We start from the raw sequence: 11,529 nt of genomic DNA on the forward strand, positions 1-11,529 counted from the left end.
TATGCGAAAACAAAAGAACGTCAATGGAAAATACCGAACCTACTGTGCGCCGCAATATTGCGCAAAACGAAACTAAATGAACATGTGATGGAATTTTGCGCAGTGACGGGGGACAGCGCTTGGCTGTGGCGCCGGGTGGGCCGTTCAATGGCTTGCGGTCCTAGAACCCAAAATGCGGCAGGCTGCTAGTCCGTTCCGCCGGCAGCAACACCGCCCACGGGCATCTTGACCTTCACCTCGCCCGCCTTCTCGAAGGTCAGCGTCATCTCGATCTCTTCGCCCTTCTTCAAAGGCTGGGTCAACCCCATGAGCATGATGTGATAGCCACCCGGTTTCATCTCGAGCATTCCGTGGCTGGGAAGGTCCAGGGCGCCGACGGGGTCCATCTTCATGACGCCGTCCACGATCTCGCTTTTGTGGATTTCGGCCGTCTTCGCCGCCGGTGTCGAGACCGAAAGCAGGCGGTCATCCTCGGCCCCATGGTTCATCAGGCTCACATAGGCGGCCCCCGAGGTGGACGCGGCAGAGGCCGAGGCGCGGGCATAGGCCTTGGTGACCATCACGCCACTGGCATCCGCACCCGAGGCGAGTGCTAGGATGGCGGCGAGGGTGAGCGAGATGGCGGCAAGGAAATCGATCAGTGTCCGGCGCATGGGGTCCTCCTGGGCGCGGTTTTGGCTGTTCCCTCCACGCCTGTCACGCGCCATGGCGTCGCGGATTGCGGCCCTGTTGCTGCTGGCCCTTCCGGCCCAGGCGCAGGAACCGACCGTCGCCGTGGAGCTGGTTCTGGCGCTCGATGCCTCGGCGAGCGTGGACAGGCAGGAGTTCGAGCGCCAGGTCGAAGGGCTTTCCCGCGCCTTCCGCGACCCTGAGGTGCAGAAGGCGGTCGAGAACCTGAAGCCGCTGGGCGCTGCCGTTGCCGTGGTGCAATGGGGTGGCCCCGGGGAGACGCGCGTGGTGCTGCCCTTCACCAGGCTCGATACGGCGCGGGACTCGAAGGCCTTCGGATTCCGCATGAGCCTCATTCACCGCTGGCTGTGGGCCAGCTCCACCTCGATTGCCACGGGGATTACCGACAGCGTGTCTCTCATCGAGGAGAATGGCATCGACGGGCAGCGCCGGGTGATCGACGTTTCGGGCGATGGCGAGGACAATGGCGGAACCGACCTAGAGGCGGCGCGGCAGATGGCCCATGCCAAAGGTATCGTGATCAATGGCCTTCCCATCATGGCAGACATGCCGGACCTTGCCCGCTATTATGAAGACCGGGTGATCATTGGTGTAGATTGCTTCGTGGAGCCGGCGCGCGATTTCGACGATTACATCCGCGCCATCCGCGAGAAGCTGCTGAAAGAGCTGCGCCCGCTCGCCTCATGAACGTCTGCGCATCTCGGCAATCACGTCAGATGCGGCATTTTCCAGGTCACCCTCGCTGAAGCCCGCGAAGCTGAGGAGCAGGCCCTGCCGCCGGCTGCGGCCGGCATAATGGCTGGAGAGGGACTGGCATTCGATGCCCCGGCGCCCGAGCCGCTGCACCAGATCCTCGTCAGCAACGCCCGGCGGCAGGCGCAGCAGCAGCATGAGGCCTGCGGGCGAAGCGTCAACCGTATAGAGGCTGCCGTCAGCGGGCTTCAGCGCTTCGATCAGCGCGCGGCGCCTTGCGGCATAGATGCGGCGCATGCGGCGGATGTGGATCGCAAAGGCGCCCGAGGCCATGAACTCCGCCAGAGCTGGCTGCGCCATGAGCGACGGGGGCGCACCATGCGACAGGCGCTCTTCGCGGAAGCGCTTCACCAGGGGCTTGGGCACCACGATGTAGCCAAGCCGCACGATGGGCGAGAACACTTTCGAGAACGTGCCGGTGTAGATGACCCGCGCACTCGCCTCCAGGCTCATCAGCGCCGGAAGCGGCTTGCCCACATAGCGATACTCGCTGTCATAATCGTCCTCGATCACGGTGGCATTCACTTCCGCTGCCCAGTCGAGGAGTTCGAGCCTGCGGGCGAGCGGCATGGTGACGCCCGTGGGATATTGCCGGGCCGGGGTCACGAAGGCAGCGCGCGCCTTCGCGGCGCGCTCGCGCCCGGCGGCCACCACCAGCCCCTCGGCATCAACTGGCACCGGCACGGCGGTGACACCCCCCAGCGAGAAGACGCGGCGGGCCGTGGGGTAGCCCGGTTCCTCGAACCAGACCTCGTCCCCCGGCTGCAGCACGGCCCGGCCGATCAGGTCAAAGGCATCAATACCGCCGGCAGTGACGATCACCTGTTCCGCGGCGCAGCTGATGCCGCGCCATTCGTAGAGATGACGGGCAATCGCCTCACGCAGGGGAAGCCAGCCGAAGGGGTCATTGTGTTCGAGCAGTGTGACCGGCGGGTTTCGCCAGAAGCGGCCGAGGAGCTTTCCCCAGTCCTCATGCGGAAAATTCTCCCAGTCGACCAGGCCGGAGCGGAAGGGCCGCGCGGGCTCACGCTTGGGGCCGCCGCGCGCCATGTGCTTTGCCTTCTCGCGCGGCGGCGAGGTGAGCAGCGCTTCGGGCAGTTCGGCCGCAACCCTGGTGCCGGAGCCCGACCGGGTTTCGAGATAGCCCTCGCTCGACAATTGCTCGTAAGCTTCAACCACCGTGGCGCGGGCCACGGCCAGCTCCTCAGACAGGGCGCGGGTTGAGGGGAGTTTGGTTTGCGGTTTCAGCCGCCCGCTGAGCACAAGCGCGCGGAGCTGCCGCGCGATCTGTTGCTGGATCGGCTCACGGTCATCGCGGTCGATGCCGATTTCGCTGGCGGATGTGCCGAGAAGTGGTCTGCTCATTCGATCAAGTCTTGGACCTTTCCACCAGACCATATCGCAGGCATTCGGGGCGCACAACCGGAGTGACGAACATGAACGCCCCCAGCGAGAGAACCCGCGTGAAGCGGATGAACAAACGCGCCAAATACGATGCCGAGACGGTGCATGGCATCCTCGACGCCATGCCCATCTGCAATGTGGGCTATGTGTTCGATGGCGCGCCTTATGTGACGCCGACGCTGCAGTGGCGCGAGGGTGACCACCTCTATTGGCACGGCTCCTCCGCCAGCCGCATGCTGGAGGCCTGCGAGGAAGCGGAGGTTTGCGTGACCGTCTCGATCATCGATGGTTTCGTGATGGCGCGCTCGGCCTTCAACCACAGTTGCAATTACCGCTCCGTGATGGTGCTGGGAACGGCCCGCAAGGTGGTTGATGCCGATGAGAAGGAGGCCAGGCTCAAGGCTTTCACGGAAGGGCTGTGGCCCGGCCGCTGGGACATGCTGCGCCAGATGACGGCAAAGGAGTTGAAGGCGACGACGGTTCTCTCGCTTGCCCTCGACGAAGCCTCCGCCAAGGTGCGCAATGGCCCCGCTGGTGATGATGAGGCGGATTACGCGCTGCCCATCTGGGCGGGGATCATTCCGGTGCGGACGGAAATTCTGGCGCCGGTGGACGATCCGCGCCTTTTGCCGGGGCTTGCGGCGCCGGGGCACATCACGGGATTCCGGATAGGTTAAAATCTTATGTATTGACTTTTTTCCTAATGTCGGCTAGAGAGGGTGCACGTGCCTTCTGCTGATTGACATTGTGAAAAATTTCTTCTGGGTTCGGCGCCCGGAGTCCGCCTTGTCGTGAGGGGGTGTTTTACTTCTGCCGTCATTCCGGCGCAGGCCGGAATTCCGCTCCGCAACCAAAGCGTGCTGAACCAAAGCGGGACCCCGGCCTGCGCCGGAGTGACGGACCTAGAGAGGCTTAAGCCGTGCGCCGGACGAGCTCCACCATGTAGGCGGTGGACCAGCCGAAGCTCAGGAGGCCGTTGGCGGCGGTGAGGCCGGAGAGGAGGCGCCATTGGTGGTCGAGCGTGATGTCTCCGAAGCCCAAGGTGGAGAAGGACACCAGCGAGAAATAGAGCGACGGCTCGAACTCCTGGAATGCACCGATGACATAGAAGGTCGCCGCCCAGACCCAGACATTGACGGTGTGGACCAGCATCACGAAGAGGACGCCGACGACGATGGCCGCTGTATTGGCGAAGCGGCGGAAGACGCGGCGCAGGCTGACGATGATCCTCTCCAGATGGCGGGCGAAGGCGCTGAACATCTCTGCCTGGATGACGGCATTGACCATGACGACCAGTGTGCCGATTGTGAGCTGCTCGATCACAGGTCCTCGACCTCGACGTGGAGAATGAGGCCGGAGTTCTCGAAGGTGATGGTCTCTATGCCGCGCCGCACGATCTTCTCTCCCGTCGAAGCCTTGGTCGCCTCAAGCCGCCAGGAGGAGCGCGCGGTGAAGGGGGCGATCTGCTCGATCGCCTCATCCACCGCCAGCTGGTCCGGGTGCTCAGCAAAATAGGCGCTGAAGGCTGTGATGATGGCATCCCGCCCTGCCAGCGTGCCGCTCACACCGGGGGAAACATAGATGGCACCGGGTGCAAACATCGGTGCCACCGTCTTCTCGTCATAGGCGTTCAGGGCTTCGTGATAGCGTTTGACCAGCATCACGGGATCGAGGCTCATCTGCCGAATTCGCCCATGATCCGCACCCAGCTCCGGATGCCGCGCCTGAAGCTCTCGAGATCGTATTTCTCATTGGGACTGTGGATCGCATCATCGGTCAAGGCGAAGCCGACGAGGATCGAATCCATGCCGAGAATATCCTTGAAGAAGCGGCAGATGGGAATGGAGCCGCCGGAGCCCATCAGTACCGTGTCCCGCCGGAACTCATCCTTCAGGGCCTTGGCGGATTTGGCGATGAAGGGATTGTCCTCGGCGATTTCGGTGGCCGGGCTGCCGCCGCCACCGGCAAATTCCACTTTGCAGTCCTTCGGGATAAGGCCCTTCACGAAGCTCTGGAAGGCCTTGAGGATCTTGGCTGGATTCTGCTTTCCGACCAGGCGGAAGGTGAATTTGGCATGGGCCTTGGCGGGCAGCACGGTTTTGGTGCCGACACCGGTGTAGCCCCCCCAGATGCCGTTCACCTCCGCCGTGGGGCGGGCCCAGATCTGTTCCAGCACGGATTTGCCCTTCTCGCCCGCGGCGTCCTTCAGCCCCACATCCTTCAGGAACTTTGCCTCGGAGAACTTGAGCGACTGCCACTGCTTCTTGGTGGCGCGCGGCAATTCCGCCACGCCCTCGTAGAAGCCGGGGATGGTAACTTTTCCGTTCTTGTCATGAAGGGCGGCAATCACCTTGCTCAACACGCGGATCGGGTTCATGGCCGGGCCGCCATACATGCCGGAATGAAGATCGATCCGGGGTCCGGTGATGGTGATCTCCTCCCGCACCATGCCGCGCAGCCTGGTTGTGATGGCCGGCGTCTTCGGATCCCACATGTTGGTGTCGCACACAAAGGCGGCATCGCAGGAGAGTTCCTTGGCGTTGGCCTTGAGGAAGGGAACGAGCGAGGGCGAGCCCGACTCTTCCTCCCCCTCGATCAGGAAGGTGGCCTTGATGGGGAGGCTGCCGGTGGTCTTGATCCAGGCGCGGGCGGCCTCGATGAAGGTCATGAACTGGCCCTTGTCGTCTGACGTGCCGCGGCCATACATGCGGGAAACGCCCTTCTCCGTCTTCACCGTGGGCTCGAAGGGCGGCGTGTTCCACAGCTCCAGCGGGTCAGCCGGCTGCACGTCGTAATGGCCGTAGAACAGGAGATGCGGCGTCTCACGCGTGGCGCTCTTGGGTGTGTAATGCGCCACCACCATGGGGCGGCCCGGCGTCTTGCGGGCTTCGGCCACGAAACCCAGCGATTTGAGATCGGCGACGACGGCGGCCGCTGCCTTGTCACAATCGGCGGCGTGGGCGGGGTCGGTTGAAATCGACGGGATGCGCACCAGGCTGAACAGGCGTTCGAGGCTTTGATCAAACTCCTTGGTGGCGGTGTCGAGGACGGCATTGAGGTCGGTCATGTCAGTTACTCTGTTGCAAATTGCGCGATGATGCGGGTCCAGCTCCGGATTCCACGGCGGAAGCTGTCCACTTCATATTTCTCGTCTGGCGAATGGGGGTTGTCGTCGGATTTCGCAAAGCCGACGAGAACGCTGTCCACCTTCAGATGCTTCTTGAAGGATTCGACCACGGGAATCGAGTAGCCGGCCCCCATCATCACGGGATCGCGGCCGAATTCCTCTTTCAGGGCTTTGCGTGCCGCATTCACCCACGGTGTTCCTTCCGGAACGGCGATGCCGCTCGAGTCGCCGCCGCTGTCATCGAAGCGCACCTTGCAATCCTTCGGCAGGCGGCTTTTGACAAAGGCCTTGAACGCCTTGCGGATCTTCTTCGGGTCCTGGCCTTCGACGAGTCGGAAGGTGAGCTTGGCGGTGGCTTCCGACGGCAGCACCGTCTTGCTGCCGGGCCCTTGATAGCCGCCATAAATGCCGTTCACTTCCGCCGTGGGCCTGGCCCACATCTGCTCCAGCGCGGAATAGCCCTGTTCGCCTGCGGGAACGGAGAGGCCGACTTCGCCCAGGAATTTTTTCGCCGGGAATTTCAGGCTCTCCCACTGCTTCCGGAGCTTTGGGGGGATCGGCTTCACTCCGTCATAAAAGCCCGGAATGGTGATGCGGCCCTTGGCATCATGAACGCTTGCAAGGATGCGGCTCAGCACCTTGATGGGGTTCTGCACCGGGCCACCGTAAAGACCGGAATGCAGGTCGATTTTTGGGCCTATCACGCTGACCTCGATGCCCATACAGCCGCGAAGCCTGGTGTTGATGGCGGGGGTACGGCCGTCCCACATCTCCGTGTCGCAAATGAAGGCCACATCGGCGGGAAATTCACGCGCGCGGGCTTTGAGGAAGCTATCGATGTGGGCGGGGTCGCTCTCCTCATCGCCCTCGATCATCACGGTGAGGCGGAAGGGAAGTGACCCGTGTACCTTCAGCCAGCTGCGGCTGGCTTCCAGAAAGGTCATCAATTGGCCCTTGTCGTCACACGCGCCGCGCGCAAAAATTGCATCCTTGCCATCCTTGCCCTTGCGGATTTCGGGCGCAAAGGGGGCGGATGTCCAAAGCTCCAGCGGATCGGCGGGCTGCACGTCATAATGGCCGTAGAACAGCACATGCGGAAGACCGGCAGCCTTTGGCGGAGCATAACGGCCCAGCACCAGAGGCTGGCCCGTGGTCTTCCGCAGCTCCGCCTTGAAGCCCAGCCCGGTGAGCTGCGCTGCCAGCCATTCCGCCGTCTTGCGGCAATCGCCATGATGCGCAGGATCCGTGCCGATGCTCGGAAACCGCAGCAGTTCGAAAAGGCGGGCAAGGCTTTGAGGAAATTGTTGATCTATTTCTGCCAGAACTGTTTTCGGATGCACCACGTCTTCACCATAGAGCTTGCCCGGCGGGACAATGTCACGCGGGGCGCCCCTGCGGCAAGTGCGAGGGCTGGGCGCAAGAACATTTCCGCTTTTTGGCAGGGGGACTGGGGGCAAGTGGCCCTCATCCGGCCTCTCGGCCACCTCCTCCCATCCTGCGGACGGGAGAAGGGACATCATGACCATTCTCCCATCTCCCGTTGCGCAGCAATGGGAGAAGGTGCCCGAAGGGCGGATGAGGGCTTCTTTCCACATGGGGCAGTTGCATGACCGCAGGCCCCGAGCCCTTCTCACTCGCACGCGACAGCCTTCAGGCGCATGAACCTTCCGCTGGCCTGAGGCGCATCCGCCGCCGGGGGTACCAGCGCCTGCTCGCCTTCATGGGCGACATGGACCTGGCTTTCCTGTGGAAGCGGCGCTGGTTCATCATCACCATGGTGGTTGGCTTCCTGCTGATGGCAGCACCGACGCCTGACGGCCTTACCCACCATGGCCAGGTGGTGCTGGTGATGTCCCTGATGGCGACCATGCTGTTCATCACCGAGCCCATTCCGCTTCCGACCGTGCCGTTGCTGATCATCGTGGGCGAAGTGGTGCTGCTCAAGGTGGAGCCCACCAAGGTGGCGCAGAGCCTGATGACGGATTCGGTTCTGTTCATCATGGGCTCGCTGATGCTGGCGGTGGCGATTGTGCGCCAGCGGCTGGACAAGCGCATTGCCTGGTGGATCGTGCGGATGACGGGCACCAATGTCTATGCGATCAGCATGGGGATCACCGCCGTGTGCGGCGTGATCGCGGCCTTCATCGGCGAGCACACTGTGGCGGCGATGATGCTGCCGGTGGGTGTCACGCTCATCACGCTCACCTCCAATGACCCGCGCAAGGTTCACAATCTTGCAGCCGTGCTGCTGTTCTCGATTTCCTATGGCTGTTCGATTGCCGGCGTGGCCACGCCTTCGGGCGGCGCGCGCAATGCCATCATCATCAGCTACTGGAAGGACTTCTTCTACAATCCTGCCGATCCCGCGACGTACCGTTACCTGATGGATTACGTGACCTGGATCATCTACGCCTTTCCGATGTTCATCTTGCGCCTGCCGCTGGTGACGGTGGTGCTGATGCTCACCTTCAAGCCCGAAGTCACCGACATGTCCCGCGCGGTCTCGCGGCTGCGGACGCAAGTGTCCATGCAGGGGCCGATGCGGGCGTCCGAGTGGCTGACGATCTTCATCTTCTGCCTCACCATCGTGGGCTGGGTGACGCTGTCCAACACATTCGGCCTCGGCACCATTGCCATTGCCGGCGCGGCCGTGTTCCTGATCCTGGGCCTGGTGCGCTGGGAGGACATCAATTCCGGCGTCAACTGGGGTGTGGTGCTGCTCTATGCTGCGGCCATCTCGCTTGGTGTCGAGATGAAAGCCACGGGTGCTGCCGCCTGGGTGGCCGACAGCGTGTTTGCCGCCATGCGCCAGATCGGCGCCAGTGACGCGCTGGGGTTCAATGCGGTGATCTCGCTCCTCACCATCGGCGTGTCCAACACCATGACGGCAGGTGCGGCCGTGGCCGTGCTGGCGCCCATCGTGCTGAAGACGGCGGTGACGGCGCATCAGGACCCGATCGACGCCGGCTTCATCACGGCGATCTCATCCGCCTTCGGCTATCTGACGCCTGCGGCCCAGCCCGCCTTCACCATCATCTATGCTTCGGGTTTCCTGAAGGGCAGCGACTTCTTCAAGGTCGGCATCCGGATGATGTTCTTGTCCTTCGTGGTGCTGCTGGCGATTTCGGTGCTGTACTGGCCGCTGCTCACTCCCTAGATTGAGGTGATGTTGTTCAAGCGCTCCACCCTCTCGGACCGGCAGGAGGCGGCGGTCCAGAAGACGCTGCAGAATTTGCGGGCGCAGCGGCGGAACCGCTTTCGCATTCTTGCCTGCATTGACGGGACGGAGGAAGCCCTCGTTACCGTGCGCTTTGCGGCGCGCTATTGCGTGCAGGACAATTGCGACCTCATCGTGCTGTTCGTGCGCCCGATCGATTCCGGACTTCAATCAGGCGGGCTGCAGGTGCGGCTTGCGCGCGAGAGCCTGCTCGAATCAGGTTTCGAGATCCCCGGCGTCACCCACCTGAAGCGCGCGCTCGAGGTTCTGAAGGAAGAGGGAATCGACGTTTCCGATTGGCCGAAAGAGGCGCAGCGCAGCGATGCCTGGGGCGACCCTGCAGGCGACAACAAGCTGGAATTCCGCAGTCCCGAAGGCCGCGCCGTGGTGCTGAAGCTGAAGACCGCGCCCGATGTGGCCAATGGCATTCTCGACCAGTATGAGCTGGGGCCCTACAACCTCATCATCATGGGGGAGCCTTCGCGCTGGCGCGGCGAGATCATGGCATTCTTCGATTCAGGCGTGGTCCAGACGGTGACGACCATGGCCCCCTGCTCCGTGCTGGTGGCGCGGAACAGTTTCGAGCGTAAGGGCTATCTGATCTGCACGGACGGCACCTCACGCTCCATGCAGGCGGTGCGGCGCGCGGCGGTGCTGGCGGATGTGACCGGAGAGCCCATCACGCTGTTCTCGGTTGCTGACAGTGCGGCGGGAAAGCCTGCAGCGGCCGAGGCCGTGGCCAATGCCAAGGCGCTGCTCAAGGCGATGAAAATCCATGTGGCCGACACCCGCATCGCCGTCGGCCGGCCTGCGGAGGAGATCGTGGAGAGCGGTGCTGTCTATAAGGTGATCGTGGTGACGGACGAGGGGCGCTCGCGACTCGAACGCCTGCTGCGCGGTTCGACGGCGACCGATGTCGTCCGCAAGGCGCGGTCCAGCGTATTGGACGTCAGATAGCAACATCGGCCCCAACTTTCGGCGGAGGACGCGGATGGCAGATTACAGGCTCTACTGCATGGGTGAATCGGGCAATGCCTATAAGGTGGCCCTGATGCTGGAGCTTTGCCGGCTTGACTGGCAGCCGGTGTGGGTCGACTTCTTCAACGGCGAAACCAGAACGCCTGAATATCGCGCGCGCGTCAATGAGATGGGCGAGGTGCCGGTTCTTGAGCATGAGGGACGCTCGCTCAGCCAATCCGGCGTAATCCTCGATTATCTGGCGGAGGCCACCCGCAAATTCGGGCCGAAGAGCGATGATGAACGCCGCGAAATCTGGCGCTGGATCTTATTTGACAATCACAAATTCACGGCGAACCTCGCCACGCTGCGCTTCCTCACCCGGTTTGCGAAGACGGGCGAGACGCCGGTGACAGAATTCCTGCGCAACCGCGTTGTCAGCGCGCTCAAGATCGTCGATCTGCATCTGGCGGAGCGGCCCTTCATCATCGGCAAGCGCGCCACCATCGCGGACCTCTCCATGGTGGGCTATCTGTTCTATGGCGAGGAGCTGGCGGTGCCGCTGGAGCCGCATGTGAATGTGCTCAAATGGCTCGACCGCATTCAGGCGCTGCCGGGATGGAAGCACCCCTATGAGCTGATGCCGAGGAGCCCCGCGAAAACTGCCTGAGGCTCAGCCCTTGGCGGGTTCGGTCGCGTCCAGATATTCGTCAAGGTGCTCGAGGTTTTCGAAGCGCATCCAGCCTTCCCCGGTTTCGGCCTCAACCGTGCCGTCCGACAGGACGCGGGCGGGGTGGCTGCGGATGACGCGCTCCTCCACCACATAGAGCTGACCGTCGTCCACGGTCTCCTCCTCGATGGTGACCTCCTCGACGATCGCTTCCTCTTCTTCCAGCACTGGCTCGGGCTCTGGCGCAGCAGCAGGCTCTGGCGAGGGCTTCTTGGTGTCGAAGGCCTGTTCGATTTTCTGGCGGGCCTGTTCCAGCGCCTGGATCGTGTCACGGGTGGGTTCGGACACCTCCGGCATGGAGGTGGCCGCAACGGCCGCGGCGGCGGCCTTGCCAACGCGGGGACCGAATTCCGGAATGGGTGCGGCAGATGCTGCAGGGGCTGCTGCGGGTGGCGGGGCTGCGACATACACATCGCCCTGCTCCAGTGGCAGCCGGTGGAGACCGTCAATCACGCCGCCCAAACCAACCGCGAGAATACCGCCAACCAGCAGAATGGCAGCGGCATCCAGGCTGGCAAAGCCGGTCTGGGCCGGACCCACAAGGACGATGACGCCGATTGCAATACCCGCCGCAGACAGCAGAATGCCGCAGATCCACATCAGTTTGGCCATCTCACCCCTCCCCGGGCGCGTACGATTCGCCCGCAGTTT

At 63.0% G+C, this 11,529-nt stretch carries 12 protein-coding genes; 5 read left to right on the plus strand and 7 right to left on the minus strand.

The annotated features are described in order from the left end of the window. Window positions 1–185: 185 nt before the first annotated feature. On the minus strand, window positions 186–653 hold the full coding sequence (locus tag ACO06F_RS06655) for a copper chaperone PCu(A)C (RefSeq protein ID WP_421695904.1): 468 nt from the start codon (window positions 651–653) through the stop codon (window positions 186–188). Here ACO06F_RS06655 and ACO06F_RS06660 point away from each other — a divergent pair. Beyond that, complete coding sequence (locus ACO06F_RS06660) at window positions 619–1,377, plus strand: DUF1194 domain-containing protein (RefSeq protein ID WP_421695905.1); 759 nt, start codon at window positions 619–621, stop codon at window positions 1,375–1,377. The genes ACO06F_RS06655 and ACO06F_RS06660 overlap by 35 nt on opposite strands. Here the strand turns inward: ACO06F_RS06660 and ACO06F_RS06665 are convergent. Beyond that, a complete protein-coding gene (locus ACO06F_RS06665) occupies window positions 1,372–2,808 on the minus strand; it encodes a PLP-dependent aminotransferase family protein (protein WP_421695906.1) in 1,437 nt (478 codons plus the stop codon). The two genes, ACO06F_RS06660 and ACO06F_RS06665, sit on opposite strands and share 6 nt — an antisense overlap. 71 nt (window positions 2,809–2,879) lie before the next feature. Here ACO06F_RS06665 and ACO06F_RS06670 point away from each other — a divergent pair, with 71 nt between their 5' ends. Then, the gene (locus tag ACO06F_RS06670) at window positions 2,880–3,524 is read left to right on the plus strand and encodes a pyridoxamine 5'-phosphate oxidase family protein (RefSeq protein WP_421695907.1); all 645 of its coding nucleotides are present in this window, start codon (window positions 2,880–2,882) and stop codon (window positions 3,522–3,524) included. A gap of 235 nt (window positions 3,525–3,759) precedes the next feature. Here the strand turns inward: ACO06F_RS06670 and ACO06F_RS06675 are convergent, their stop codons facing one another. The 4 genes from ACO06F_RS06675 to ACO06F_RS06690 are packed head-to-tail and all read right to left on the minus strand — an operon-like array spanning window position 3,760 to window position 7,317. Beyond that, entirely contained in the window at window positions 3,760–4,170 is a 411-nt protein-coding gene (locus tag ACO06F_RS06675) for an ion channel (RefSeq protein WP_421695908.1), read from the minus strand. Continuing rightward, window positions 4,167–4,526: a nuclear transport factor 2 family protein gene (locus tag ACO06F_RS06680; protein WP_421695909.1), complete on the minus strand. Its 360-nt coding sequence runs from the start codon at window positions 4,524–4,526 to the stop codon at window positions 4,167–4,169. Before ACO06F_RS06680 ends, ACO06F_RS06675 begins: the two co-directional genes overlap by 4 nt. Next, a complete protein-coding gene (locus ACO06F_RS06685; protein ID WP_421695910.1) occupies window positions 4,523–5,914 on the minus strand; it encodes a M20/M25/M40 family metallo-hydrolase in 1,392 nt (463 codons plus the stop codon). Before ACO06F_RS06685 ends, ACO06F_RS06680 begins: the two co-directional genes overlap by 4 nt. A 5-nt stretch (window positions 5,915–5,919) precedes the next feature. Beyond that, window positions 5,920–7,317: a M20/M25/M40 family metallo-hydrolase gene (locus tag ACO06F_RS06690; RefSeq protein WP_421696636.1), complete on the minus strand. Its 1,398-nt coding sequence runs from the start codon at window positions 7,315–7,317 to the stop codon at window positions 5,920–5,922. A gap of 263 nt (window positions 7,318–7,580) precedes the next feature. Between ACO06F_RS06690 and ACO06F_RS06695 the strand changes: the two genes are divergently transcribed. The 3 genes from ACO06F_RS06695 to ACO06F_RS06705 are packed head-to-tail and all read left to right on the plus strand — an operon-like array spanning window position 7,581 to window position 10,818. Beyond that, the gene (locus ACO06F_RS06695) at window positions 7,581–9,131 is read left to right on the plus strand and encodes an SLC13 family permease (protein WP_421695911.1); all 1,551 of its coding nucleotides are present in this window, start codon (window positions 7,581–7,583) and stop codon (window positions 9,129–9,131) included. 9 nt (window positions 9,132–9,140) lie between these two features. After that, complete coding sequence (locus tag ACO06F_RS06700; RefSeq protein WP_421695912.1) at window positions 9,141–10,148, plus strand: universal stress protein; 1,008 nt, start codon at window positions 9,141–9,143, stop codon at window positions 10,146–10,148. Between the two features lie 34 nt (window positions 10,149–10,182). Next, the gene (locus ACO06F_RS06705; protein ID WP_421695913.1) at window positions 10,183–10,818 is read left to right on the plus strand and encodes a glutathione S-transferase family protein; all 636 of its coding nucleotides are present in this window, start codon (window positions 10,183–10,185) and stop codon (window positions 10,816–10,818) included. Window positions 10,819–10,821: 3 nt separating this feature from the next. On the opposite strand, the gene ACO06F_RS06710 is transcribed toward ACO06F_RS06705, so the two are convergent. Beyond that, the gene (locus ACO06F_RS06710) at window positions 10,822–11,490 is read right to left on the minus strand and encodes a hypothetical protein (protein WP_421695914.1); all 669 of its coding nucleotides are present in this window, start codon (window positions 11,488–11,490) and stop codon (window positions 10,822–10,824) included. Window positions 11,491–11,529 lie beyond the last annotated feature (39 nt).

The sequence above is a fragment of the Aestuariivirga sp. genome, assembly GCF_965227715.1.
In the GTDB taxonomy this organism is placed as follows: Bacteria; Pseudomonadota; Alphaproteobacteria; order Rhizobiales; family Aestuariivirgaceae; genus Aestuariivirga.

Bases quoted from the DNA above. Each gene is read 5' to 3' on its own strand.
- ACO06F_RS06685 (WP_421695910.1), bottom strand. From the start codon at position 5,914: ATGACCGACCTCAATGCCGTCCTCGACACCGCCACCAAGGAGTTTGAT.
- ACO06F_RS06700 (WP_421695912.1), top strand. From the start codon at position 9,141: ATGTTGTTCAAGCGCTCCACCCTCTCGGACCGGCAGGAGGCGGCGGTC.
- ACO06F_RS06710 (WP_421695914.1), bottom strand. From the start codon at position 11,490: ATGGCCAAACTGATGTGGATCTGCGGCATTCTGCTGTCTGCGGCGGGT.
- ACO06F_RS06660 (WP_421695905.1), top strand. From the start codon at position 619: ATGGCGGCAAGGAAATCGATCAGTGTCCGGCGCATGGGGTCCTCCTGG.
- ACO06F_RS06680 (WP_421695909.1), bottom strand. From the start codon at position 4,526: ATGAGCCTCGATCCCGTGATGCTGGTCAAACGCTATCACGAAGCCCTG.
- ACO06F_RS06665 (WP_421695906.1), bottom strand. From the start codon at position 2,808: ATGAGCAGACCACTTCTCGGCACATCCGCCAGCGAAATCGGCATCGAC.
- ACO06F_RS06705 (WP_421695913.1), top strand. From the start codon at position 10,183: ATGGCAGATTACAGGCTCTACTGCATGGGTGAATCGGGCAATGCCTAT.
- ACO06F_RS06655 (WP_421695904.1), bottom strand. From the start codon at position 653: ATGCGCCGGACACTGATCGATTTCCTTGCCGCCATCTCGCTCACCCTC.
- ACO06F_RS06670 (WP_421695907.1), top strand. From the start codon at position 2,880: ATGAACGCCCCCAGCGAGAGAACCCGCGTGAAGCGGATGAACAAACGC.
- ACO06F_RS06695 (WP_421695911.1), top strand. From the start codon at position 7,581: ATGACCGCAGGCCCCGAGCCCTTCTCACTCGCACGCGACAGCCTTCAG.